Raw genomic sequence first — 24447 nt, 5'->3', positions numbered from 1 at the left:
TACTTTTCTTGCCGGTGAGGCTTGCTTTTTTTTGAAATTGTGAATAGGTGCAGGCCATCTCACACGCAGATGCGCGCCATCTTCCCTAAGTCGGGCTGATAGCGTTCCGAGGCGGCAACAGGCATTGGGCCTGTTTAAGCTTTTCTATCTGCGGCGGATTATCGGAAGAAGGATACTACATCATGGCTATGCCAGAAATCTCCATGCGCCTCCTGCTCGAAGCTGGCGCGCACTTCGGTCACCAGACTCACCGCTGGAACCCCAAGATGGAACGCTACCTGTTCGGTTCGCGCTCCAACATTCACATCATCGACCTGTCGCAGTCCCTGCCGCTGTTCCACCAGGCCCTGCTGAAGGTGCGTGAAGTGGCTGCCAGCGGCGGCCGCGTCCTGTTCGTCGGCACCAAGCGCCAGGCGCAAGGCCCGGTGGCCGCCGCCGCCAAGCGTTCGGCCCAGTATTATGTCAACCACCGCTGGCTCGGCGGCACCCTGACCAACTGGCGCACCATTTCCGGTTCGATCGCGCGCCTGCGCGAGCTGGAAAACGTCCTCGACAACAATCCGGCCGGCCGTTCCAAGAAGGAACTGCTGACCCTGACCCGCGAGCGCGAAAAGCTTGAGCTGTCGCTGGGCGGCATCAAGGACATGGGTGGCATTCCCGACCTGATGTTCGTGATCGATACCAACAAGGAAGGCATCGCCATCCAGGAAGCCCGCAAGCTGAACATTCCTGTGATCGCCATCCTCGACTCGAACTCCGATCCGGACGGCATCACCTATCCGGTTCCGGGTAACGACGACGCTGCGCGCGCCCTGCAACTGTACTGCGACCTGATCGCCGATTCGGTTCTGGACGGTCTGGCCGCCGGCCGGTGGCTTCGGGCCGTGACTTGGGCGCTTCGGTCGATCCGATCGAGCCGGCCCTGGTTGTCGATGACGCCGCCGAGGCTTCCAGCGAAGCCTAAGGCTTCCTATATAGGGGGCTAATCCGGCGCGATAGAGCCGCCCGGCCTTACGAGACGTGTGACAGCTTAAAGCCACCATTTGACGTTCTTGGGTGGCTTTAAGCTGTTGTTTAATTGACATGTATCGCGGCTATGAAGCTGCGAATCTGAAACATCAAACTTAGGAGGATTTCATGGCTGAAATCACTGCTGCCCTGGTTAAGGAACTGCGCGAAAAGTCGGGCGTAGGCATGATGGACTGCAAGAAGGCGCTGGCTGAAAACGGCGGCGACATCGAAGCATCCATGGACTGGCTGCGCGCCAAGGGGCTTTCCAAGGCCGCCAAGAAGGCTGACCGCGTCGCTGCGGAAGGTCTGGTCGTCATCGCGTCGAAGGTCGAAGGCAAAGGCATGACCGCCGCTGCCGTCGAGGTCAACGCCGAAACCGATTTCGTTGCCCGCAATGACCTGTTCCAGGCCCTGGCTCGCAAGGCCGGCCAGGCTGGCATCGCCGCCAACACGGTGGAAGACGTCGCGGCCGCCGTTTCCGACGACATCACCAACCTGATCGCCACGATTGGTGAAAACATGGTCGTGCGCCGTTTCGCCAAGCACAGCGTGTCGGAAGGCGTCGTTGCCACCTACATCCACAATGCGATCGCGCCGGACCTCGGCCGCATCGCCGTGCTCGTCGCCATCGAGTCGGCAGGTGATCCGGAAGTGCTGAAGGAAATGGGCCGCAAGGTTGCCATGCACGTCGCTGCCACCCAGCCTTTGTCGCTGAACGTCGAAGATCTGAACCAGGAACATGTCGAGCGCGAAAAGGCTGTTCTGACCGAGCAGGCCAAGGAATCCGGCAAGCCGTTGCAGGTCATCGAAAAAATGATCGAAGGCCGTATCCGCAAGTTCTACGAAGAAGTGGTGCTGCACAAGCAAGCCTTCGTTATGAACCCCGACCAGACCGTTGAGGAACTGGTGGCGGAAACCGCCAAGACCCTCGGCACGCCGGTGAAGATCACCGCCTTCACGCGTCTTGCCCTGGGCGAAGGCGTGGAAAAGAAGGTCGATGATTTCGCGGCCGAAGTCGCCTCGATGACGGGCGGCGTCTGATAAACGCTTAAAAGCATTCCTTTTCGAGGCTTTTGGAGGCGTCGGCATTTGACATGCCGGCGCCTCTTTTTTATGACAATCAGGCGTGGAAGTCCGGTCCTGCCGGGGTCTTCCGCCTATCCAAAGCGCGCTTAAAGCGCTAAAGCCGTCACATATCTGACGCCTGACTGATTCACCGGAGCCGACCATGACAATCCAACCGCTTGAGACTCCGGTGCCCCTTTCGACCGCGCCCCTGGCCTATAAGCGCATCCTGCTGAAGGTTTCCGGCGAAGTTCTGATGGGCGACCAGGGCTTCGGGATCGACATGAATACTGTCAAGGCAGTCGCCGCCGAGGTCGCCGCCGTGGCGCGCCTGGGAGTGGAGCTGTGTCTGGTGATCGGCGGGGGTAATATCTTCCGGGGGCTGTCGAAGGCAGCCGGGGACATGGAACGTTCCAGCGCTGATTATATGGGAATGCTGGCCACGGTAATGAACGCGCTGGCCATGCAGAATGCGCTCGAAAAGCAGGGCATCGACACGCGCGTACAATCCGCCATTCAGATGAATGCCGTGTGCGAACCGTTCGTGCGCCGCCGCGCCATTCGTCACCTTGAAAAGGGCCGGGTGGTCATTTTCGCCGCCGGCACGGGGGCGCCTTACTTCACGACCGACACCGCCGCCGCCCTGCGCGCCGCTGAAATGAACTGCGATGCGCTCTTCAAAGGCACGTCGGTTGATGGCGTCTATACCGCTGACCCGAAGAAGGACAAGACGGCTGAGCGCTATCAAAACCTCAACTATCTTGAGGTCTTGTCAAAGGATCTTAAGGTGATGGATGCGTCGGCCGTCAGCCTGATGCGTGAAAACGCCATCCCGATCGTGGTCTTTTCCATCCGCACGCCTGGTGCCCTGAATGAGGTCATCCACGGTAAGGGCACCTACACCGTCATCACACAATAAGCGAGATATCGTCATGGCAAAGCCTGAACTCACCCGTTACAAGGACCGCATGGACAAGGCGGTCGATGCCCTGAAGGACGACTTCTCCGGCCTGCGCACCGGCCGGGCCTCGGCGTCGTTGCTCGATCAGGTCATGGTCGATGCCTATGGTTCCTCCATGCCGCTCAATGCCTGCGCGTCGGTCTCGGTGCCGGAACCGCGCATGATCAGTGTCAATGTGTTTGATCGCGGCACGGTCACGGCCGTAGAAAAGGCCATCCGCAATGCCGGTCTGGGACTCAATCCGATCACCGACGGCAATACCCTGCGGATTCCGATTCCGCCCCTGACCGAGGAGCGCCGCAAGGAACTGGTCAAGATCGCCGGCAAGTATGCCGAAACGCAAAAGGTCGCCGTTCGCAATGTGCGCCGGGAGGCCATGGATGACCTCAAGAAGGCCGAAAAAGCCTCGGAGATCAGCGAGGATGAAGAGAAGAAAGGCGGCACGGAAGTGCAGGGCTTTACCGATGCAGCGATCAAGCGTATCGATGAATTGTTGAAGGTCAAGGAAGCCGAGATCATGCAGGTTTAAGAGACGGTTTGCAAATGCGTGTCGCTGGCCTGCAACGAGCTGTTTTCTGCGCTTCCGGTGCTCACGGTACTTAAGTACGCTGTGCGCCGGTTCTCAAAATCAGTTCATTTCGACTCAGCCTGATGCATTTCAAAGCAGTCTCTAAGCGGTTCGCCGTTTTACCTGTGACGTGTTTTAGTCCGGCCTGTGCCAAACGAAAGTTGCCTTTATGCCTTTAGGCCCCACGGATGCTCTCATCATACCCCCGCAGGCGGGTGAAAAGAGTCATGACGTGAAGGGGCTGGCAAAAAAATCGCTTCATGTTGCCGTCATCATGGACGGCAATGGTCGCTGGGCCAAGGCAAAGAACCAGATACGCACCATGGGTCATAAGGCCGGCGTCGATGCGCTGAAGCGCACCATCACGGCGGCGGTCGATCTTGGCGTGACGCACATGACGGTCTTTGCCTTCTCGACGGAGAACTGGCGCCGGCCGGAAGCCGAGGTCAATGACCTGATGGGATTGCTGCGCGCCTTTATCAAGTCTGACCTGGAACGGTTGCGCCGGGAAGGCGTCTGTGTGCGGATCGTCGGTCAGGAAGCGGGGCTGCCGGCGGATATTGTCGGCATGGTCAATGAGGCGCATGAAAAGACGAAGGACAATTCGCGCTTTTATCTTCAGGTGGCGCTGAATTACGGCGCTCAGGCTGATATTGTCGAAGCGGTGAAGCGGATTGCTGCCGAGGTAAAATCGGGTGCCTTGAGCCCGGACGATATCACGCCGGAAAGCTTTGGCGGATATCTGTCGACGCATGGCCTGCCGCCGCTCGACCTGCTGATCCGGACCAGTGGCGAACACCGGCTGTCGAATTTCCTGCTATGGGAAGCGGCCTACGCGGAGTTTGTGTTCCAGGACATCCTGTGGCCCGATTACGGCTACGAACCCCTGAAGGCGGCGCTGGATATATTCGCCCACCGGGATCGCCGGTTTGGCGCTGTGGAAGCGGGACATGTCAAGTCAGCCCTCTGATGACCGTGCCGCCGCGCCTGCCGTAAAACCGAAGAGCAAGGGGCGTGAACTCGCTGTTCGCGTCGTATCGGCCCTTGTTCTGATAGCGGTCGTCCTCGGCATAACCATGCTCAAGGATCACCGGCCCTTCCTGGTGATGATCAGCATTGGCGTGGCGCTTTTGTGCATCGAATGGGGGCTGATGATGGCGCCCAATATTTCGGGGCGGATCGCCGTTGCTGTGGCGACGGCGGCCATTGCGGCGCTGTTCGTCGGCTATCTGGGCCATCCCCTGCTGTCTATCCTGATGCTGTGCTTCGGTTCGCTGTGCGCCGGGCTATATGCCTACCGGCTGCATGTTGGCTGGGTGGATGCCGCCTATGGTGCGCTCTATATCGGCTGGCCGGCCATCGTCATCATGTGGCTGCATCAAAGCAAACGCGGCGTGGAATGGGTATTTTTTGCCTTCCTGATCGCCTGGGCGGCGGACAGCGCCGCTTTTGCCGCCGGCAAGTTCTTCGGCGGCCCGAAGCTGTGGCCGCGTTATTCACCTAATAAGACCTGGGCCGGGTTCGCCGGCGGACTGATCGCCGGGATGCTGACGGCGGGCGCCCTGTCGGATATCACCGGCCTCTTCAAGCATGACACGTCTGCTTCGGTCGTCGGTTTGCTGGTAGCGCTGGCAACCATGGCGGGCGACTTGTGGGAATCGGCGCTCAAGCGGCGGTTCGGCGTCAAGGATGCCGGCACGCTGATTCCCGGTCATGGCGGATTGCTCGACCGGGTGGATGGTCTGATGTTTGCCATTGTCGCCATCGGGGGTATACGTCTGCTGGTCATGCTAGGCACTGAAATATGAATTCCACTCTTCCCCAAAAAACGATCAGGCGCATATCTATTCTCGGCTCAACCGGTTCGATCGGCGTGTCTACCCTGCGCCTGCTCGATGAAACGGGCGTGGCGGGCAAAGACTATGTGATCGAAACCCTGGTCGGCGGGCGCAATGTGGCGCTTCTGGCCGAACAGGCGCTGAAATATCGCCCGGCCATTACGGTCCTGGCCGACGAGACGCAGTGGTCGGCCTTCAAGGCGTTGATCGGCGAGTCCGGGCTTGAGATTGCCTGCGGCGCGGCAGCCGTTTGTGAAGCCGCCGGGCGCAAGGCCGATTGGATCATGGCGGCGATTGTCGGCATTGCCGGCCTCAAGCCAACCTGGGCGGCGGCCGGTACCGGCGCCATCCTCGCCCTGGCCAACAAGGAGGCGCTGGTCTGCTGCGGCCGGGCGCTGATCGAACGCGTGGAGGCCCATGGCGGCACCGTCCTGCCGGTCGATTCCGAACATAATGCCATCTTCCAGGTGCTGGACGATCCGGCACGGGTATCGAAGCTGGTCCTGACCGCTTCCGGCGGGCCGTTCCTGGGGCGGTCGCGCGAAGACCTGAAGGCGGTGACGGTCGAGCAGGCGCTCAAGCATCCGAACTGGAACATGGGTGCCAAGATCACCATCGATTCCGCCACGCTCGCTAACAAGGGGCTGGAATTCATTGAGGCCGCCTATCTGTTCGATATGTCCGCGAGCAAAATCGACGTTCTGGTTCATCCGCAGTCGGTCATTCACTCGATGGTCGAATATAAGGACGGGTCATCCCTGGCGCAGTTGGGCTCCCCGGACATGCGCGTGCCGATTTCCTACTGCCTGGGCTGGCCGCAGCGCATCGACTGGCAGGCGCCGAAACTCGACCTGGCGGCGCGCGGCACCCTGACCTTCAGCGCGCCCGACCTGACGGCCTTTCCGATGCTGCGCCTGGCGCGCGAGGCACTGGAGGCGGGGGAGGGGATGCCAACTGTCTTTAATGCCGCCAATGAGGTCTGCGTGCAGGCATTCCTTGACCGCCGGATCGGCTTTTTGCAGATCGCCGAATTTGTCGAATCCGCCATGATGCGGGCTCAATTGCCGTCTATCCCTTCCAAAGATCACGCAAGTCGTGATACGAACGACGAGACCATGACACGCGCGCTGGAGATCGATGCCGATATCCGGCGCCTGGTGGGCGAGCTTTTCGCCACCGCCAGGTTGTCGGCGTAGGGTCGTGGTCGCAACGCGTCAGGGGAAACCGTTTTGCTGAGTATCATCGCATACATCGTGCCGTTCCTGGTTATAATTTCCCTGATCGTGACCTTTCACGAACTGGGACATTTCAGCGTGGCGCGCCTGTTCAAAACCCGTATCGAGCGTTTTTCGGTCGGGTTCGGCAAGATTCTCCTGCGCAAGACGGATAAGCAGGGCGTTGAGTGGTGCCTGAGCGCGCTGCCGCTGGGCGGCTATGTCAAGTTTGCCGGCGATGAAAACATCACCTCCATGATGCCGTCGCCCGAGGAACTGGAAGCCTCGCGCATTGCCATAACCGAGCGCGAAGGCGCGGAGGCGGTGAAGGACTATTATCACTTCAAGCCGTTGTGGCAAAAATTCCTGATCATCCTGGCCGGGCCGGCCGCCAATTTCGTGCTGGCGATCGCGCTTTTCAGCCTGATTACCTTTACGGTTGGGGATCAGATAAGCCGCCCGACGATTCTGTCATTCCTGCCGGGGAATGTGGGAGAGGCCGCGGGGCTGAAGGTTGGCGATACCTTTGTCAGCGTTGATGGCCACGAAATCAGGAGTAATGAGGATTTTGTAACGCTGATTGCGCTCAGGGCCGAGACACCTACGCGCGTCGAGGTGGAGCGTGACCACAAAATCGTCAGCCTGACCGTGACGCCTAAGCGTGCGCTGCTCAGTATGCCGGGCCGCGACAACGAAACGATCAAGGGCGGTGTCATCGGCATTTCCGTTGGCGGCAATGTGATCAGCCGGCCAGTAAATCCCTGGCAGGCACTGGTTATTGGCAACAACAAAACCTGGCAGGTGCTTGATACAAACCTGACCTATATTAGCCGTATTTTCACCGGAAAAGAGAGCGGCAATCAGATCGGCGGCATTGTCGGGATGGCCAAGACGACGGGCGACGTGACCATAGCGGCGGCCCAGGTCAAGGCGCCCCTTTGGCAAATCGTCGCCGGCATGACTCTCACCTATCTGCAACTCATGGCATACATCTCGATCGGCGTCGGATTCCTGAACCTTTTGCCCATTCCCGCGCTCGATGGCGGCCACCTGGCCTTTATCTTGTGGCAGGGTGTGACCAAAAAGCCGATTTCGGCCGAATTCCAGAATGCGGCCTTCCGGATTGCCATAGTGCTGGTATTAGGCTTAATGCTATTCGCTTTCTGGAATGACATTAACAATATCGGACTGACCAAGTTCATCGGGGGGCTGTTCTCGTGATACGACTGACCAACCCCTTCGCTTTCTCGCCGGCCGTTCGCGCCGCAAAGACCACGGTTACAAGAGGCCATATGACCCTTACCCGCTCCCTTACTCTCGGCGTCAGCGTACTGGCCCTGACCCATCTGGGCCTTATGGCGACGGGGGCACAGGCCCAGGAAGCCACGCCGCCGGCACAGGATGCCGCTCCCGCAACGGCGCCTGCCGATGCTGCGCCCGCCGCTGATGCCGCCCCGCAGGAAGCCCAGGCCCCGGCCGCTGCCGAACAAACGGCTTATGTCGATCACATCGTCGTGGCCGGCAATGAGCGGATTGATTCGCAGACCATCATTTCCTACCTGCCGTTCCAGCCGGGCGTGACGGTCGATGCGCAACTGATCGACGCCGCCGTCAAGACGCTTTACCGCACAGACCTGTTCTCCGATGTTCAGATCGCCATGAACGGCAATGAAATGGTCGTGACGGTCGTGGAAAGCCCGATCATCAACCAGGTGGTCTTTGAGGGCAACCACGCCATGACCAAGGACAAGCTGCGCGATGAAGTGCAGATTCGTCCGCGTGGCGTGTTCACCAAGGCCAAGGTGCAGGAAGATGTCCAGCGCATCATCGAGCTTTACCGCAAGGGCGGCCGTATCTCGGCGACCGTTACGCCGAAGATCGTCGAACTGCCGCAAAAGCGCGTCGACCTGATCTTCGAGATTAATGAAGGCCCGAAGACCGGCGTTTCGACCGTCAACTTCATCGGCAACCATGCCTTCTCGGATAATGACCTGAAGTCGGTCGTGGTCACGCAGAAATCGCTGTGGTGGAAGTTCTTCTCGTCGAACGACAATTACGATCCCGACCGGATGGATTATGACCGCGAGCAGTTGCGCAAGTACTACACCAATCGGGGCTATTACGATTTCCGCGTCATTTCGGCGGTGGCCGAACTGACGCCGGACCGCAAGGACTTCGCCATCTCCTATACGCTTGATGAAGGTCAGAAGTACAATTTCGGCCGCATCACCATCAAGACCGACAATGACAAGCTGAAGGCGGAAAACCTCCAGCACGCCATTTCGATCCGTCCGGGCCAGCTTTATGAAAGCGACCGCGTCGAAAAGGCCGTCGATGACCTGACCTTTGCCGCCGGTGCAGCCGGTTACGCATTTGTCGATATCCGGCCTTCGGAAGAGGCCGATCCGAACACGCACAATGTCAACCTGGTCTTCAATGTCCATGAAGGCGCGCGCGTCTATATCGACAAGATCAATATCGTCGGCAATACCCAGACGCTCGACAAGGTCATCCGCCGCCAGATGCTGGTGTCGGAAGGCGACGCTTACAACAAGGCTCTGCTGGAACGCTCCAAGATCTATGTGCGCGGCCTTGGCTTCTTCAAGCAGGATGATACCGGCGTGAAGATCACCGAAAAGCCGTCAGCCGTGCCGGGCAAGACCAATATCGAAGTGGCTGTGCTGGAACAGCCGACCGGCGAACTGTCATTCGGGGCCGGCTTCTCGTCGATCCAGAAGTTTATCCTTGATATTTCTATCGCCCAGCAGAACTTCCGCGGCACCGGCCAGCAGGTCCGCGCCCGCGTCCAGACCGGTTCGATCCAGAAGACGATCGACTTCTCGTTCACCGAACCGCACTTCATGGGCCGTGACGTTTCGGCGGGCTTCGACCTGTTCCAGAGCTCCTATCACTATAACGGCGTTGATTACTCGACCGATTCCTACGGCGCCGGCCTGCGACTGGGCTATAGCCTGAACGGCTTCTCGTCTTTGCGCCTGCGTTATAACTACCGCAGCGACGATATTACCTATACCTCGTCGGACGCCTGTAACGGTCTGCTCTATAGCTGCGGCACCGGGGTGACCTCCAGCGTCGGCTATTCGCTGGCTTTCGACCTGCGTAACGACTACATCCAGCCGACGCGTGGCTGGATGTTCACCCTGCGCCAGGATTTCGCCGGCCTGGGCGGCGACGTGAAGTATGTCAGTTCGGAACTCGAAGGTCACTGGTATCATGGCTTCAAGAAGGACATGATCCTGCACGTCTCCGGCACCGCCGGGTCTATCATTCCGTGGCGCGGCGACGCCATCCGCATCAACGACCGCTTCTTCAAGGGCGGCGATACGATGCGTGGCTTCGAATATGCCGGCATGGGGCCGCGCGATACCTCAACCGGCTATGCGCTGGGCGGCCAGACCTACGGTATCCTGTCAACCGAACTGGGCATCCCCAACGGCCTGCCGGACCAGTACGGCCTTAAAACCGCTCTATTTCTCGATTTAGGTACGCTCGGCAATGTTGACGATCGCCTAAAAATTGACTCCACTGGTAAGCCGCTTACCAATATCGTCGATGATATGTCTCTTCGCGCTTCCGCGGGTATTACCATCCGCTGGAAATCCCCGATGGGCCCGGTCCAGTTCGATCTGAGCCAGGTTCTGTCGAAAGAGTCGTATGACAAGGTTGAATCCTTCCGCTTCTCGCAATCCACGCAATTCTAACCAATACCCAGAGATGAACAAAACTATGAAAAAAACATCGCTCTTCCTTATCGCCTCCGCCGCCGTTCTCATGGCTGGCGCTGGCCAAGCCATGGCGCAAGCTGCAGCTCCGGCCGCAGCCCCCGCTGCTCCGACGCCGCCGACCTTCGGCGCCGCCGTTCCTGGCCAGTGCGTGCTGGACGAACAGACCGCCATGTCGACCTCGAACATGGGCAAGTCAGCCTCGGACCGTCTCGTGCAACTGAAGGGCCAGGTCGATGCCGAACTCGGCGCCGAGGGCAAGGCCATTGAGGACGAATACAAGGCCCTGGCCGCTTCACAAAAGACCAGCGCCGCCACCCCGGCCGGCAAGACCGCCTGGGAAGGTAAGGCTCAGGCCTGGGAAGAGAAGCGCCAGAAGTTCCAGGCCAAGGTTCAGCAGCGTAACCAGGAAATGCAGTATACCCAGCAGGAAGTGATGCAGGCCATCTTCCAGAAGATGATCCCGCAAATCAACGCTGTGGTCACCGCCAAGAGCTGCGCCACGGTTCTCTCGGCCGACTCCCTGTTGCATTATGACATGACTGCGAATACGAATGGTTCGCCGACTCAAACCAGCTTCCTCTATGCCAACCCCGCGATGAACATCACCACGGACGTTGTTGCCAAGATGAATGCCTCGGGCGAGACCCTGCCGGCTTTCGATCGCGTCAAGCTTGACCAGCCGGCGGCGGGAGCAGCGCCCGCGAAGTAATTAAGAGATAACACCGTTCATGCCTGATCCGCGTTTTTTTGATATCGGTTCAAAAATAGACCTGGATCAGGTGGTGGCGTTGACCTCCAGCCGGCTGATTGTGCCGGAAAAGAAGGGGAGCGGGTTCGTTACGGCCTGCGCCCCTTTGTCGTTTGGAGGGAGCGGTCATGCGGCCTTTTTCAGTGACCGCCGCTATCTGACGAACCTGCACCGGACCGGGGCGGAATTCGTTTTCGTGACGGAGGATTTCGTCGATCAGGTGCCGGCGGCCAGCGTGGCCACGGCAACGGCCAGTCCGCAGGCCGCCTGGGCCCGTGTGGCGACGCAGCTTTACCGGACGCGGCGGCACGAGGGCACTGAGGCCATCCATCCAAGCGTCAAGATGGAGGCGGGCGTCACGATCGGTATCGGCGTGGTGATCGGCCAGGATGTCGAGATCGGGGCGGGTACGCGGATCGAAGCCTATGCGGTGATCGGTCCCGGCTGCCGCATCGGACGTGATTGCCGCATCGGCGCGCACAGCACGATTTACTGCGCTCTGCTGGGCGACCGGGTCCAGGTGCTTTCGGGCGGCCATATCGGCGAGGCCGGCTTTGGCGTCAGCGGGGATGCCAAGGGCCTGGTTGATGTGCCGCAACTGGGGCGGGCTATCCTGCAGGACGATGTCAGCGTCGGTTCCGGCACCTGCATTGACCGCGGCGCCTATGACGATACGGTCATCGGCGAGGCGACGAAGATCGACAACATGGTTCAGGTCGGTCACAACTGCCAGATCGGACGCAACTGCATCCTGGCGGCGCATACCGGCATTTCAGGATCGGTGACAGTTGGTGACGGTGCCATGTTCGGCGGACGTGCCGGCGTGATAGACCATATCGACATAGGCGCGGGCGCGAAGATCGCCGCCGGCGCCTGTGTATTCAAGGATGTACCGGCCGCCACCATGGTATCCGGATTTCCGGCCCGGCCGTCGCGGCAGTTCCTGCGCGAAATGGTCTGGCTGGAGAAAAACGCAATGACGAAGGACAAGGGGTAAGACTTTAATGAGCACGACTGCTGATGATGCGCCGGAGGCAACTGACACTCAGGCCAGCGTGGACTACGCCGAAATCCTCAAGCGCATTCCGCATCGCTATCCCTTCCTGCTGATTGATCGCGGCGAAGACTGGGTGAAGAACAAGTCGATGGTCGGCATCAAGAATGTCACCTTCAACGAACCGTTCTTCAATGGCCATTTCCCGGAAAATCCGGTCATGCCCGGCGTGTTGCTGATTGAGGCTATGGGCCAGACCGGCGCCGTGCTGATGTCGAAATCTTTGGACGCAGATGTTGAAGGCAAGACCATCTTCTTTATGTCGGTGGATGGTGTAAAGTTCCGCAGTCCGGTCCGTCCGGGCGACGTGGTGCGTATGCCGGTGGAAGTCGTGCGCCATCGCGGCGATATCTTCAAATTCCGCGGCGAGGCTTATGTGAACGACAAGATTATCTGCGAAGCCGAGTTCGCCGCCATGGTGGTTGAGAGCCCGAAATGACTGTAACGATACATCCGACCGCGATCATCCATGACGGCGCGCAGCTCGGCGTTGACGTCCAGATCGGGCCCTACTGCATAGTCGGGCCGCAGGTTAAGATCGGGGACCGGACCGTATTGAAATCGCATGTCGTCATCGACGGCGTGACCGAGATCGGCATTGACGGTACAATCCATCCGTTTGCCTGCCTGGGCGGCGCGCCGCAGCATCTGGCGCACAAGGGCGAACCGACGAAACTGACTGTTGGCGACCGGGTTCTGGTGCGTGAGCATGTCATCATGCACACCGGCACGGAAAAGGGCGGCGGCATAACCGTGGCCGGCAATGACTGCATGTTCATGGCCGGATCAGGGATCGCGCATGACTGCATCCTCGGCAATAATGTCATCATGGCCAATCAGGCGTCGATCGGCGGCCATGTGCAGGTTGGGGATTTCGTGTTTCTCGGTGGCTCTTGCGCGGTGCATCAGTTTGCGCGCCTGGGGCGTTACAGCTTTATCGGTGGCGGCGCGATCGTCACCAAGGACGTTATTCCCTATGGCTCGGTCTGGGGCAATCATGCGCGGCTTGAGGGGCTGAATCTGGTGGGTCTGAAGCGCCGTGGGTTCTCGCGTGAGCTTATACTGGCGCTGCGGACGGCTTACCGGATGATGTTTGCCGAAGAGGGCACCTTCCAGGAACGCCTCGACGACGTGCTGGAGAACTTCTCCGATATCGACCAGGTGGTGGAGATCGTTCGGTTTATTCGTGAAGATTCAACGCGGCCGATCTGTTTGCCGTCGGATCATTGACGCTGTCCTGTAACGGGGCGTGGGGTCCGTGACCCCACAAATCTTCTATATTCTTTCTTCCCTTGCCCCCTATTAGAGGGCAAGGGAAGAAAAAAAAAGGCTTGGGGCCACAGCCCCCAAACCCCGTAACAAGAGAGGCCAATGCCCAACACCAAACTTGCCCTGATCTCCGGCGGCGGCGCGTTGCCGGTCGAAATCGCCCGCTATCTGAAGCAGACCGGGCGTCCCTATACGGTCATCCGTATCGATGGTCTGTCCGATGCCGAACTGAATGACCACCCCGGCCATACGCTCGGCCTGGGCGATTTCCCGCGGTTGTTCGAAATACTGGCCGCAGAGCAGGTAAAGGCTGTCACTATGTGCGGTTATGTTCAGCGTCCGGATTTCGACACAATGCAGAAGGACCAGCACCTTCACAGCATCCAGTCAGCGGGCAGGGGCGGGGACGATTCCCTGCTGCGTCAGGTCGCCAAGGTGATCGCAAGCCAGGGCTATCATATCGAAGGCGCCCATGAGGCCAATCCGGAACTGCTGATCGGTTGCGGATTGCAAGCGGGCCCCGACCCGTCACCGGAAGCCATGGAAGACGCCCAGGAAGCTATGCGCATAGCGGCGGCCATCGGTGCGCTCGATATCGGCCAGGCAGTAGTGGTGGCCGGCCGGATCACCCTGGCCGTTGAGGCGCAGGAAGGCACACAGGCCGTGCTGGGGCGTATCCATACGCTCAATCCGGCGCTGCGCGGAACGCTTGCTAATCGCAAGGGAGTGCTCGCCAAGCTCGCCAAACCAATACAAGACCTGCGCTTGGATATGCCGACCATCGGCGTGCAAACGGTCGAGGACGTGGCTGCCGCCGGCCTTTGCGGCATTGTGGCGAAGGCCCAGGCCCTGTTGATCGTCGATAAGCCGGCCGTCTACGCCCGCGCCGCCGAGCTGGGAGTTTTCATTTATGGCCACGATGACCACTAAGCGTATCATGGTGGTGGCCGCCGAGGCGTCCGGCGACGCCCTGGGCGCCGGGCTGATCGCCGAACTGCGACGCCAGGCGCCGAACGCCGACCTGACCTTCTTCGGTGTCGGTGGCGCGCGTATGGCCGAGCAGGGCGTGGTCAGTCCGTTCGATATCTCCGAACTGTCGATACTGGGGCTGCTGGAAGCGGTAAAAGCCTATGGACGCGTCATGAAACGTGTCCGCGAAACAGTGGCTTACGCGCAGGCCGAAAAGCCGGATGTGATCATTCTGGTCGATTCCTGGGGCTTTACACTGCGGGTCGCCAACGCTATCCGCAAGGTGATGCCGCAGGTCAGGCTGATCAAATATGTCGGGCCGCAGGTCTGGGCGGCGCGGCCTGGCCGGGCAAAAACCCTGGCACAATCGGTGGATCTTCTGCTGGCCCTGCACCCGATGGATCCGCCGTTTTTCGAGGCCGCCGGCCTGAAGACCGTCGTGGTTGGCAATCCGGCACTGAATATTGACCTGAGCGATGCTGATCCGATTGCATTTCGCAAGCGGATTGATTTGCGGGATGATCCGTTGCTGCTGGTCTTGCTGGGCAGCCGGCCATCGGAAATTAAGCGCCTGTCGCCGCTCTTTGCCGAGACGATTGCCCGGCTGAACGCCACGCATCCAAATCTCCGTCTGGTCATGCCGGTGGCCGATACGGTCCGTGACCTGGTTGAGCGCCGTGTATCGGAATGGCCGGTGAAGCCGCTGCTGGTCTATGGCGAAGCGGACAAGCATTCGGCGATGAAAGCCGCCACCCTGGCCCTGGCCTGCTCGGGTACAGTCTCGACCGAGCTGGCCCTGGCCGGGTGCCCGATGGTGATTGCCTACAGGGTCGAGCCGTTGACCTACTGGATCTATCGCCGGATTTCGACGCTGAAGCACGTCACCATGTTCAATATCATGGCCGACAAGCGGATCGCGCCGGAATTTATCCAGGACGACGCGACGGTCGCTAATCTGGTTCAGGCTGTGGATGAGCGGTTGGGCGATAAAGTGTTGCGCGACAGGCAGATAGTCGAACAGTTCACCGCGCTTGATATCATGGGGCGCGGTCAGAGGCCGCCGGCGGAAAAGGCGGCGGCGGCGGTGCTGGATTTTCTCGGCCTAAGTTAAACGGAGGGTGCAGGACCCACAAGCCTTGCCCTGTTCCAATGAAAAACCCGGCCTTTTGGGCCGGGTTTTTCATTGGAAGGAGAGAAGACGTGGGGCCGCAGGCCCCACACTCCATAACTTAGCCGCGTTGCGAAATCGGCGTATAGTCGCGTTGACCGGCGCCGGTATAGAGCTGGCGCGGACGGCCGATCTTCTGACCGGGATCCTCGATCATTTCCTTCCACTGCGCGATCCAACCCACGGTGCGCGCCAGGGCGAACAGCACGGTGAACATGGTGGTCGGGAAGCCCATGGCCGACAGGGTAATGCCGGAATAGAAATCGACGTTCGGATACAGCTTGCGCTCGATGAAGAATTCATCGTTCAGAGCGATCTTTTCCAGTTCCTTGGCGACCTGGAACAGAGGATCGTTCTTGTCGCCAACGGCTTCCAGAACCTCGTCGGCCGACTGCTTCATGACGGTCGCGCGTGGATCGTAGTTCTTGTACACGCGGTGGCCGAAGCCCATCAGTTTGTACTTGCGGGCCTTGACGCCGGCGATGAATTCCGGAATGCGCTCGGGCGTGCCGATTTCCTTCAGCATGTTCAGCGCCTCTTCGTTGGCGCCGCCGTGCGACGGCCCCCACAGGCAGGCGATGCCGGCGGCGATACAGGCGAACGGATTGGCGCCCGAAGACCCGGCCAGGCGGACGGTCGAGGTCGAGGCGTTCTGCTCGTGATCAGCGTGGAGGATGAAGATACGGTCCATCGCTTTGGTCAGGATCGGATTGGGCACATATTCCTCGGCCGGAACGGCGAAGCACATGCGCAGGAAGTTTTCCGAATAGCTGAGCTTGTTAAGCGGATGCACGAACGGCTGGCCGACACTGTACTTGTAGGCGCGGGCAGCAATCGTCGGCATCTTGGCGATCAGGCGGTGGGCCGAGATCTCGCGCTGCTTCAGATCATGGATATCGAGGCTGTCGTGATAGAAAGCCGACAGGGCGCCGACGGCGCCGGTCATGATCGCCATCGGGTGCGCGTCACGGCGGAAGCCGGAGAAGAACTTGTCGAACTGTTCATGCAGCATGGTGTGGCGTGTGATCGAATTCTCGAAAGGCTCGAATTCGGCGGCCGTCGGCAATTCGCCATGCAGCAACAGGTAGCAGGTTTCGAGGAACGACGACTTTTCCGCCAGTTGGCCGATCGGATAGCCGCGGTGCAGCAATACGCCCTTGTCACCATCGATGAAGGTGATCTTGCTTTCGCACGAAGCCGTGGAGGTGAAGCCCGGATCGTAGGTGAAGGCGTCGGTTTCGGCGTACAGCTTGCGGATGTCGATGACGTCCGGGCCAAGCGTGCCCTTCATCACGGGCAGATCGACGGCCTTGCCTTCGAAATTGATTTGGGCGGGAGTAGTCTGGCTCATATTACGCTACCTCGGTAAAAGGTTTAGACCGTTTGCCGGTCCTGTGTGCGGCGCACCTAAATCGGCGTCGCGCCTGCTTTACAAACTGTAATCCTAAATGAAAAGACCCCCCGTCAGGCGAACAAGGGTCTCTTCGCGCCCGATCGAGGCCAAAAGCTTTGAAATATCCGGTGCGGAGTGTCCGGCCGACAAAATGCCGCGCAGGACCGGGCCGATCTTGCCGAAGCCAATACCTTCATTTTCAACGAATTTTTTCAATTGTCCGTCAATATATTCGGCACTCCAGTCGTCCCATGTCAACACATTTTCGTGAAGACGATTGAGCCGTGATATTGTTTCCTCAGTCAGAAGTTTTTTTGTTTTTTCATCCAGCGGCACCGGTCCTTTCGCCACAGCGAAGTGAACGGCTTCCGCCAGTTGCACGATGGTCTGGGCGCGTTCTTTTACCAGGGGAATGGTGCGGGCCAAAATTTCGCGCGTCTGGGGTATTTTTGCGTGGCCGGTGGCGGTCAGTTCGGCAGCGACGAGATCGACCAGACGCTGGTTGTCGGCTATGCGAATCCAGTGGGCATTGACCGAGCCCAGTTTGGCAAAATCGAGACGGGCCGGTGCGCGGTTGATATCGGCGATGTCGAACCACTCGATGGCCTGTTTGTCATCGAAGATTTCATCATCGCCATGTGACCAGCCAAGACGCGCCAGATAATTGCGCATGGCTTCGGGGAGGTAGCCCAGACCCTGGTAATCGCCGACCGCCTGCGCGCCGTGGCGTTTGGAAAGCTTGGCGCCATCGGGGCCATGAATCAGCGGAATATGGGCGAAGGTTGGCACCGGCCAGTCGAGCGCCATATAGATCAGGCTCTGGCGGGCGGCGTTGTTCAGGTGATCATCGCCGCGAATGACATGGGTGATCCCCATGTCATGATCATCGACCACAACGGCGAGGTTATAGGTCGGGGTGCCATCGGTGCGCAGCAGGATCAGGTCGTCCATGTCTTTCGTATTGAAAGTGACATCGCCCTGCACGGCGTCGGGCACCATCAGCGTGTCGGCCAACGGTCCCTTGAAGCGGATGACGTGCGGCTGTTCCAGTTCCGTCTCCGTCGGCGTGCGGTCGCGCCACGGCGAACGCAGGGCGTGGCCGGCTTCACGGGCAGCCTCGCGGGCGATCTCCGTTTCTTCCTGGGTCATGAAGCAGGCATAGGCGCGGCCTTTTGCCACCAGCTCAGTGACCGCCTGTTTGTGGCGGTCTTCACGCGCGTGCTGGAAAACGACCGTATCGTCCGGCTTGAGGCCCAGCCAGTCCAGCCCCTCGAAAATGGCATCCACCGCCGCGCGGGTCGAGCGCTCGCGGTCGGTATCTTCGATGCGGATCAGGAACTTGCCGCCGGTGTGCCTGGCGTAGAGCCAGTTGAACAAGGCCGTGCGCGCGCCGCCGATATGCAGGTAGCCAGTCGGCGAAGGGGCAAAACGAGTGACTACAGCTTGCGGTTTGGATTGGGTCATGGTCATTTATACATCAGGGGGACGATTTTGTGAGCGTCTTATAGCTCTCTTTGCCGACAACCCAAGCCCTTTGTCGCCATTAAGAGACCTGTCCGCTTGAATTCCGTAATCGTTTTCCTCAAAAGCCGGACCGAGGCCGCGATGGCCCTGCAAACAGGACGCTTGTTCCTGTGGCTGCCGGTGGCCATGGGAGCGGGGGCGGCCATCTATCTCAACCTGCCGTTCGAGCCTGGCCTATGGTGGGTGCTGCTGCCGGCAGTGATATGCCTGATCGCGCTGGCAATGGCGCGCCGGTATGGTGCGAATGGTCACCTTGTCAGTGTGTTGATCCTTCTGGCGTCTTTCGCACTTGGCGCCGCGGTCTGCAAGCTGAGGACCGAGCATGTGAAAGCGCCGGTTTTAAGCTCGGAGGTGAGCAATTATACGCTTCAGGCATATGTGATCGACGTGGTGTCGCCGAGCGAGGACCAGCCACGACTTTTGCTGGCGCCTATTGCCATGCGTGGCGTCCGTCCGGAAAGCACGCCTTTGCGGCTGAGGGTATCATTGCGGCCAGGCACGCTGGAGGCGGTGGCAATCAGGCCGGGAGACGCCATATCGACCTTCGCCATTCTCAATCCGCCGCCACCACCCAATATGCCGGACGGCTATGATTTTGCTCGCAGCGCCTGGTATCAGGGCATCGGCGGCGTCGGGCTTGTGCCAGGCGTGCCGCGGATTATCGCCTCGCCGCCGCATGGCTGGCGGCTGGACCTCGTGATGAAGCTCAATCGTCTGCGCTGGTCTATTACCGGGCGACTGGTTGAGGCCACGGCCCCGGATTGGCAGAATGGCCGCGCCATTGGCGGTTTCGCGGCGGCGCTGGTAACCGGACATGAAAATTTTATCCCGCAAAGCCTGATCCAGGACATGCGCGATTCCGGGCTGGCGCATATTCTGTCGATTTCCGGCGTCCATATGGCGATTGTCGGCGGATTTATTTTTTTTGCCTTGCGTGGGCTGATGGCCTGCGTGCCGTGGCTGGCCCTGCATGTGCCGGTCAAGAAATGGGCGGCGGGTCTGAGTATTATCTGTATTCTTCTGTATCTTGCCCTGTCAGGCTCCCCCGCGCCGGCGGTGCGCTCGGCGGTGGTTGCCTGCGTGGCGTTTGGCGCCATTCTGCTCGACCGGCGCGCGCTCAGTCTGCGGGCGCTGGCGATCGCTGCCATCGTGGTCATTTGTCTGACGCCGGAAGCCGTAATTCAGCCTGGTTTCCAGATGTCCTTCAGCGCCACGGCGGCATTGCTGGCCTTGGCGGAAAGCCTTAAGCCCCCTGTGGGTGAAATCAGCGTACCGATGTGGGTGAAGGCGATCCAGTCGGCGTTTCGTGGGCTGTGGCTGTCATTGCTGGCCTCGGTGGTCGCCACGGCCGCCACTACGCCCTTCGCCATTGCCTATTTCAACCGGTTTTCGGTCTATGGCCTGCTGTCAAACCTGTTCGAGGCGCCGGTGACGGCCTTCATCGTCATGCCAGCCCTGGCCCTGGGGACGGTTTTCAGCGCCACGCCATTGGGCGGCATAGCCTTGCGCGTCGCGGGTTTTGGCTTGTGGCTGATCGAGCGCATTGCCGCCCTGACTTCCGACCTGCCTCAGGCCGTGATCAACTGGCCCAGCGCGCCGCCCTTTGTGCTGGGCATAGCCTTTGTCGGTCTGCTGTGGGTTTGCCTGGTGCGCGGTAAGGCGCGCTGGGCCGGCCTGCTGGCGGCGACGGCTATCCTGTGGTGGCCGCGAGTCGTGGCGCCGGATGTGTGGATCGATCCTGAGGGCGGCAATGCGGCGATCCGTGTAGGGTATAGTGCTTATGTCGTGCGCTCCAGGGTCCGGCAATATGGCTTTGAGCAATGGACTCAGCACTATGGCCTGAAAGCGCTGGATGACCCTTCCAGGGATCAAAACTACGCCTGCAAGGGCTACGCTTGCGTCCCCTTGCCGCAAAATCCGGTCCGGATCGGGTTCTGGTTCAGCAATAAACCGCCGAAAGCGGAGCGACTGACTGAGTTGTGCCTTGCCAGCGATCTGGTGGTCATGCGTAATCCAATGGGGGAGTGGCCCGCCCAATGCGGCAACGTCAATCACATCACCGCCAGTGATTTCCGCACCCTTGGCGCGCTGGAACTGACGCGTACAGAAAAGGGCTGGGCGATCAAGGCCGCCCAGCCCCTGAGAGGCAATCGCTACTGGTCTCGGCCATCCGAGGCCGAAGGCGACGCTTCCCTTTAGTGGTACTTGCGCATCAGGCCGACGAGACGGCCCTGAACCTTGACCTGGCCATCATTATAGATTTGCGTCTTGTAGTTCGGATTGGCGGCTTCCAGGGCGATCGACGCCCCCTTCTTGCGCAGGCGCTTGAGCGTGGCAGTTTCATCATCGACCAGGGCCACGACGATCTCGCCGGACTGCGCCGTGTCGGTTTTCTTGATGACGACATAGTCGCCATTGAGAATGCCGGCATTGATCATGGAATCGCCCTCGATTTCGAGGACATAATGCTCGCCGGCGCCCAGCATGGATTCCGGAATATGCAGGCGGTCGCGTTCATGACCCATGGCCTCTATCGGCACGCCGGCGGCAATCTTGCCCAGAAGCGGCAGTTCGCGTGTGTCGTCATTGACCGCTTTGGGGGCTTCGGGAACGGGTCTGCTGCCTTCCACCACCTGCGGCACGAAAGCCTGGCGGCCACGCGGCGGGGCCGAGGCGGTGGCCTGATCCGGCAGTTTGATGACTTCCAGCGCCCGTGCCCGATGCGCCAGACGACGAATGAAGCCGCGTTCCTCAAGGGCCGTGATGAGCCGGTGAATGCCCGACTTGGATGCCAGATCGAGCGCCTCCTTCATCTCGTCGAAGGAGGGAGACACGCCGGTCTCCTTGATCCGTTCATGAATGAACATCAGGAGTTCGCGTTGTTTGGTCGTCAGCATGGCAAAACCTCAAGCAGCGCCTGTCCCCCAATTTTCGGGAACAAGTCATGAACCTATGCCTGATGTTCTATATGTGTTCCTGTTAATGTCAAGCTAACGACAAGAGATTTTTTGTCGCCGCCGTCACATCGCCCTGTCGCATAAGGCTTTCGCCTACCAGCATGGCCGTGGCGCCGGTACGAGCCAGCCGCTTGACATCGAATGGCGTGAAGATACCGCTTTCCGCCACCAGGATATGCTCTTTCGATACCATGGGCGCCAGCGCTTCGGTGACCGCCAAATCGACATGAAAATTCCTGAGATTACGGTTGTTTATGCCGATCAGTTTGGAGTTCAGCTTAAGCGCCCGCGCCATTTCCTCGGCATTGTGGACCTCGACGAGCGCATCCATGCCATAATGATGCGCGGTATCGATCAGGTCGGCGGCCAGGGAATCATCGATCATCGCCATGATGACAAGAATGGCATCGGCGCCGATGGCACGCGATTCGGTCACCTGCCAGGTATCGACGAGAAATTCCTTGCGGATGCAGGGCAGGGACGCGGCGGCACGGGCTGACTGGAAGTGTGATTCGTGGCCCATGAAACTGGGGTTATCGGTCAGGATCGACAGGCAGGATGCGCCGCCGGCTTCATAGCACTGGGCCAGGTAATTGGGGTCGAAGTCCTCGCGGATCAGGCCCTTTGACGGGCTGGCCTTCTTGATTTCGGCGATCAGGGAGAGGCTGTTTGGCTGCTTGTTGGCAACCAGAGCCTTCGCAAAGCCACGCGTGGGGCCAACCGCCGCGATCTGGGATCTGAGATTGTCCAGCGTGGTCTTGACGCGGCGCGTGGCGACATCTTCGCGCTTGTAGGTGGCGATCCTGTCGAGAATATCCAGCATATCGTCTCCTGTGGGTTCAGTCATATCCAGCCTAACATGCCGCGTCATCACGCGGGATCAACAGTTGCGTTATAAGAGTGTTACGCCGCCTGGGTAGTGGCGATGAGTGTGTCGAGCGCCCGTCTGGCCCGGCCATCGTCAATGACTTTGGCCGCTTTTTCTACGCCTTCGCGCAGGGTCTCGACCGTATCGGCCACCAGGAAGGCGGCGGCAGCGTTGAGCATCACGATATCGCGGTAGGCGCTTTTCTTGCCGTCAAGCAGGGCGGCCAGTTCAGCGGCGTTGTGCTCCGGCGCACCGCCGGTGATATCGGCCAAAGCCGCGCGGGGCAGGCCCACGGCTTCCGGGGTAATCTTGAACAGGCGGACAAAGCCATCGCGCCATTCGGCGACATCGGTTTCGCCCGTCGTGGTCAGTTCGTCTAGGCCGGAACCATGGACGGACCATGCCTTGACGGCGCCCAATTGGCCCAGCGCCTGGGCGATGGGTTCGACAAAGCGCGGCGAGGGGACGCCTACGACCTGACGCTTGGCACCGGCGGGGTTGCTGAGTGGTCCCAGCAGATTGAAGATGGTGCGGAAGCCGAGTTGCTGGCGAATCGGCGAGACATGCCGCATGGCGCCATGATGCGATTGCGCGAACATGAAGCAGATGCCGGCCTCATCAAGGGCCCGGCGTTGCTGTTCGAGCGTGGCGTCGATATTGACGCCCAGCGCCGCCAGCACATCGGCCGTGCCGGATTTGGAGGTAATGGCGCGGTTGCCGTGCTTGGCCACTTTCAGCCCGCCACCTGCCGCCACGAAACCGACGGCGGTCGAGATATTCAGCGTGTGCAGGCCATCACCGCCGGTGCCGCAGACATCAATGACGTCATACGGATGCTCCAGATGGATGGCGGCCTTGCGCATGGCGCGGGCGCAGGCTGCGATTTCGCCGACCGTTTCGCCGCGAATACGGATAGCGGTGACGGCCGCGGCCACCTGGGCGGGCGTCGGTTCACCACGCAGGCAGGCGGAAAAGAACTGCTCGGCGTCGTCTTCGTTGAGGGTCTGACCTTCGGCAAGCTTGGCCAGCAGGGGCTTGAAAGCGTCAGACATACAGGTTGTGGCTTTCGATACCGGCCAGATTGAGGAAATTGGCCAGTAACTGATGGCCGCCTTCGGTGGCGATCGATTCCGGGTGGAACTGGACGCCATGGATCGGGCGCGTCTTGTGCTGGACGCCCATGATCTCACCGTCCTCGGTCCAGGCGGTGACCTCCAGATCATCGGGCAGGGTCTCGCGCTTTACGGCCAGCGAATGATAACGTGTCGCTGTAAAAGGATTGGGCAAGTCTTTGAAAATGCCTTTATTATTATGATGTATCTGGCTGGTCTTGCCGTGCATCAGGGTCTTGGCGCGGATGACATCGCCGCCATAGGCCTGGCCGATGGATTGATGACCGAGGCAGACACCGAGTACCGGCATGTCTTCCGGCGCGGCGCGCAGCAGCGGCAGGCAGATGCCGGCCTGATCGGGCGCGCAGGGGCCGGGCGACAGCAGGATGGCTTGCGGTTTCAGGGCCAGGGCGTCCTGGACGCTCAGGGCATCGTTACGCCAGACCTGCGTTTCCGCGCCCAGTTCCGCGAGGTAGTGGACGAGATTGTAGGTAAAGCTGTCGTAATTATCGATGACCAGGATCATTGGCACCCTCCATATTCCAGCCGTATGTAAGCAAAAGTGCTGTGCTTTCCAAGCCTAAACGTCAGAAGTCTTTTGCGGCGTGGCAAATATGCTTAAGCTTCCGCTCATGGAAACGATTCGGGACATCGCGGAGACGGTGCCGCTTGAGGGGCGACCAGAAGGGCGCCTTGACGAGCGTCTGGACGCGGCACAGGGTCTGTTGCGGTCGCCTTCCCGTTACCGGCTGCCCGGTGTCTTGTCTTTGCTGGCTGGATGCGCCTTTATCGGCGCGGCGACCTTGCTGGCCTATGTTTACACGAAAAGCCCGCTGATCAGCGCCAATGCAGGAAAGCCTGCCGCGGTGGCCAAACCGGTCGCGCCCGCCGGCAAGGCCGACTTTGAGCTGTCCAGCACACCGAATGAGGCCGTCAAAGAAGCATTGCCAGTCGGCAGCGAATCCGCACGGTAATTTTCCGT

22 protein-coding genes and 1 pseudogene are annotated in these 24447 nt (G+C 60.0%); 17 read left to right on the top strand and 6 right to left on the bottom strand.

Going from position 1 to position 24447, the window contains the following annotated elements:
* Positions 1–182 precede the first annotated feature (182 nt).
* The 15 genes and pseudogenes from rpsB to lpxB all read left to right on the top strand — a co-directional run bounded on the left by rpsB (position 183) and on the right by lpxB (position 15554).
* Positions 183–964, top strand: a pseudogene (gene rpsB / locus NVV72_18055) (30S ribosomal protein S2).
* A gap of 173 nt (positions 965–1137) precedes the next feature.
* Positions 1138–2052 carry a translation elongation factor Ts gene (tsf, locus tag NVV72_18050; GenBank protein MCR6661129.1) on the top strand — a complete coding sequence of 305 codons (915 nt, stop codon included), beginning with the start codon at positions 1138–1140 and terminating at the stop codon, positions 2050–2052.
* Positions 2053–2239: 187 nt separating this feature from the next.
* Positions 2240–2995, top strand: a complete 756-nt coding sequence (gene pyrH, locus NVV72_18045) for a UMP kinase (GenBank protein MCR6661128.1) — start codon at positions 2240–2242, stop codon at positions 2993–2995.
* 13 nt (positions 2996–3008) lie between these two features.
* Complete coding sequence (frr, locus tag NVV72_18040) at positions 3009–3566, top strand: ribosome recycling factor (protein ID MCR6661127.1); 558 nt, start codon at positions 3009–3011, stop codon at positions 3564–3566.
* A 313-nt stretch (positions 3567–3879) separates the two neighbouring features.
* The gene (gene uppS / locus NVV72_18035; protein ID MCR6661126.1) at positions 3880–4575 is read left to right on the top strand and encodes a polyprenyl diphosphate synthase; all 696 of its coding nucleotides are present in this window, start codon (positions 3880–3882) and stop codon (positions 4573–4575) included.
* Positions 4556–5413: a phosphatidate cytidylyltransferase gene (locus NVV72_18030; protein MCR6661125.1), complete on the top strand. Its 858-nt coding sequence runs from the start codon at positions 4556–4558 to the stop codon at positions 5411–5413. Before uppS ends, NVV72_18030 begins: the two co-directional genes overlap by 20 nt.
* Entirely contained in the window at positions 5410–6639 is a 1230-nt protein-coding gene (gene dxr / locus NVV72_18025) for a 1-deoxy-D-xylulose-5-phosphate reductoisomerase (GenBank protein ID MCR6661124.1), read from the top strand. The genes NVV72_18030 and dxr overlap by 4 nt, the downstream gene beginning before the upstream one ends.
* Before the next feature lie 33 nt (positions 6640–6672).
* Entirely contained in the window at positions 6673–7878 is a 1206-nt protein-coding gene (locus NVV72_18020; GenBank protein MCR6661123.1) for an RIP metalloprotease, read from the top strand.
* Between the two features lie 71 nt (positions 7879–7949).
* Positions 7950–10379, top strand: a complete 2430-nt coding sequence (bamA, locus tag NVV72_18015; protein ID MCR6661122.1) for an outer membrane protein assembly factor BamA — start codon at positions 7950–7952, stop codon at positions 10377–10379.
* A gap of 25 nt (positions 10380–10404) precedes the next feature.
* The gene (locus NVV72_18010; GenBank protein MCR6661121.1) at positions 10405–11112 is read left to right on the top strand and encodes an OmpH family outer membrane protein; all 708 of its coding nucleotides are present in this window, start codon (positions 10405–10407) and stop codon (positions 11110–11112) included.
* Positions 11113–11131: 19 nt separating this feature from the next.
* Positions 11132–12148 carry a UDP-3-O-(3-hydroxymyristoyl)glucosamine N-acyltransferase gene (gene lpxD / locus NVV72_18005; protein ID MCR6661120.1) on the top strand — a complete coding sequence of 339 codons (1017 nt, stop codon included), beginning with the start codon at positions 11132–11134 and terminating at the stop codon, positions 12146–12148.
* Positions 12149–12155: 7 nt separating this feature from the next.
* Positions 12156–12644: a 3-hydroxyacyl-ACP dehydratase FabZ gene (gene fabZ / locus NVV72_18000; protein ID MCR6661119.1), complete on the top strand. Its 489-nt coding sequence runs from the start codon at positions 12156–12158 to the stop codon at positions 12642–12644.
* Positions 12641–13435 (top strand): acyl-ACP--UDP-N-acetylglucosamine O-acyltransferase, encoded by a 795-nt coding sequence (gene lpxA / locus NVV72_17995; protein ID MCR6661118.1) that lies wholly within the window; start codon positions 12641–12643, stop codon positions 13433–13435. The genes fabZ and lpxA overlap by 4 nt, the downstream gene beginning before the upstream one ends.
* A gap of 141 nt (positions 13436–13576) precedes the next feature.
* Complete coding sequence (lpxI, locus tag NVV72_17990) at positions 13577–14404, top strand: UDP-2,3-diacylglucosamine diphosphatase LpxI (GenBank protein MCR6661117.1); 828 nt, start codon at positions 13577–13579, stop codon at positions 14402–14404.
* Complete coding sequence (lpxB, locus tag NVV72_17985; GenBank protein ID MCR6661116.1) at positions 14385–15554, top strand: lipid-A-disaccharide synthase; 1170 nt, start codon at positions 14385–14387, stop codon at positions 15552–15554. Before lpxI ends, lpxB begins: the two co-directional genes overlap by 20 nt.
* Before the next feature lie 118 nt (positions 15555–15672).
* On the opposite strand, the gene gltA is transcribed toward lpxB, so the two are convergent.
* Together gltA and gltX are read right to left on the bottom strand one after the other, a co-directional pair.
* A complete protein-coding gene (gene gltA, locus NVV72_17980; GenBank protein MCR6661115.1) occupies positions 15673–16962 on the bottom strand; it encodes a citrate synthase in 1290 nt (429 codons plus the stop codon).
* A 93-nt stretch (positions 16963–17055) separates the two neighbouring features.
* Entirely contained in the window at positions 17056–18468 is a 1413-nt protein-coding gene (gene gltX / locus NVV72_17975) for a glutamate--tRNA ligase (GenBank protein MCR6661114.1), read from the bottom strand.
* A 96-nt stretch (positions 18469–18564) separates the two neighbouring features.
* Between gltX and NVV72_17970 the strand changes: the two genes are divergently transcribed.
* Positions 18565–20727 (top strand): ComEC family competence protein, encoded by a 2163-nt coding sequence (locus NVV72_17970; GenBank protein MCR6661113.1) that lies wholly within the window; start codon positions 18565–18567, stop codon positions 20725–20727.
* Here NVV72_17970 and lexA read toward each other — a convergent pair.
* From lexA to NVV72_17950, 4 genes are all read right to left on the bottom strand, one after another.
* Positions 20724–21425 (bottom strand): transcriptional repressor LexA, encoded by a 702-nt coding sequence (lexA, locus tag NVV72_17965; GenBank protein ID MCR6661112.1) that lies wholly within the window; start codon positions 21423–21425, stop codon positions 20724–20726. The genes NVV72_17970 and lexA overlap by 4 nt on opposite strands.
* A gap of 88 nt (positions 21426–21513) precedes the next feature.
* Positions 21514–22308 carry an indole-3-glycerol phosphate synthase TrpC gene (trpC, locus tag NVV72_17960; protein MCR6661111.1) on the bottom strand — a complete coding sequence of 265 codons (795 nt, stop codon included), beginning with the start codon at positions 22306–22308 and terminating at the stop codon, positions 21514–21516.
* 80 nt (positions 22309–22388) lie between these two features.
* Positions 22389–23405, bottom strand: a complete 1017-nt coding sequence (gene trpD, locus NVV72_17955; GenBank protein MCR6661110.1) for an anthranilate phosphoribosyltransferase — start codon at positions 23403–23405, stop codon at positions 22389–22391.
* Positions 23398–23991 carry an aminodeoxychorismate/anthranilate synthase component II gene (locus NVV72_17950; protein MCR6661109.1) on the bottom strand — a complete coding sequence of 198 codons (594 nt, stop codon included), beginning with the start codon at positions 23989–23991 and terminating at the stop codon, positions 23398–23400. Before NVV72_17950 ends, trpD begins: the two co-directional genes overlap by 8 nt.
* A gap of 88 nt (positions 23992–24079) precedes the next feature.
* Here NVV72_17950 and NVV72_17945 point away from each other — a divergent pair, with 88 nt between their 5' ends.
* Complete coding sequence (locus NVV72_17945) at positions 24080–24439, top strand: hypothetical protein (protein MCR6661108.1); 360 nt, start codon at positions 24080–24082, stop codon at positions 24437–24439.
* Positions 24440–24447: the final 8 nt, after the last annotated feature.

Origin of the sequence: Asticcacaulis sp., from assembly GCA_024707255.1 — a bacterium.
GTDB lineage: Bacteria > Pseudomonadota > Alphaproteobacteria > Caulobacterales > Caulobacteraceae > Asticcacaulis.
The sequence above is the reverse complement of the archived record's forward strand: the minus strand, read 5'-3'. Positions and strand labels throughout refer to the sequence as shown.

Bases quoted from the DNA above. Each gene is read 5' to 3' on its own strand.
- gltA (MCR6661115.1), bottom strand. From the start codon at position 16,962: ATGAGCCAGACTACTCCCGCCCAAATCAATTTCGAAGGCAAGGCCGTC.
- bamA (MCR6661122.1), top strand. From the start codon at position 7,950: ATGACCCTTACCCGCTCCCTTACTCTCGGCGTCAGCGTACTGGCCCTG.
- trpC (MCR6661111.1), bottom strand. From the start codon at position 22,308: ATGCTGGATATTCTCGACAGGATCGCCACCTACAAGCGCGAAGATGTC.
- trpD (MCR6661110.1), bottom strand. From the start codon at position 23,405: ATGTCTGACGCTTTCAAGCCCCTGCTGGCCAAGCTTGCCGAAGGTCAG.
- dxr (MCR6661124.1), top strand. From the start codon at position 5,410: ATGAATTCCACTCTTCCCCAAAAAACGATCAGGCGCATATCTATTCTC.
- lpxB (MCR6661116.1), top strand. From the start codon at position 14,385: ATGGCCACGATGACCACTAAGCGTATCATGGTGGTGGCCGCCGAGGCG.
- NVV72_18010 (MCR6661121.1), top strand. From the start codon at position 10,405: ATGAAAAAAACATCGCTCTTCCTTATCGCCTCCGCCGCCGTTCTCATG.
- lpxI (MCR6661117.1), top strand. From the start codon at position 13,577: ATGCCCAACACCAAACTTGCCCTGATCTCCGGCGGCGGCGCGTTGCCG.
- lexA (MCR6661112.1), bottom strand. From the start codon at position 21,425: ATGCTGACGACCAAACAACGCGAACTCCTGATGTTCATTCATGAACGG.
- lpxD (MCR6661120.1), top strand. From the start codon at position 11,132: ATGCCTGATCCGCGTTTTTTTGATATCGGTTCAAAAATAGACCTGGAT.
- fabZ (MCR6661119.1), top strand. From the start codon at position 12,156: ATGAGCACGACTGCTGATGATGCGCCGGAGGCAACTGACACTCAGGCC.
- tsf (MCR6661129.1), top strand. From the start codon at position 1,138: ATGGCTGAAATCACTGCTGCCCTGGTTAAGGAACTGCGCGAAAAGTCG.
- lpxA (MCR6661118.1), top strand. From the start codon at position 12,641: ATGACTGTAACGATACATCCGACCGCGATCATCCATGACGGCGCGCAG.
- frr (MCR6661127.1), top strand. From the start codon at position 3,009: ATGGCAAAGCCTGAACTCACCCGTTACAAGGACCGCATGGACAAGGCG.
- pyrH (MCR6661128.1), top strand. From the start codon at position 2,240: ATGACAATCCAACCGCTTGAGACTCCGGTGCCCCTTTCGACCGCGCCC.
- NVV72_18030 (MCR6661125.1), top strand. From the start codon at position 4,556: ATGTCAAGTCAGCCCTCTGATGACCGTGCCGCCGCGCCTGCCGTAAAA.
- NVV72_17945 (MCR6661108.1), top strand. From the start codon at position 24,080: ATGCTTAAGCTTCCGCTCATGGAAACGATTCGGGACATCGCGGAGACG.
- uppS (MCR6661126.1), top strand. From the start codon at position 3,880: ATGGACGGCAATGGTCGCTGGGCCAAGGCAAAGAACCAGATACGCACC.
- gltX (MCR6661114.1), bottom strand. From the start codon at position 18,468: ATGACCCAATCCAAACCGCAAGCTGTAGTCACTCGTTTTGCCCCTTCG.
- NVV72_17950 (MCR6661109.1), bottom strand. From the start codon at position 23,991: ATGATCCTGGTCATCGATAATTACGACAGCTTTACCTACAATCTCGTC.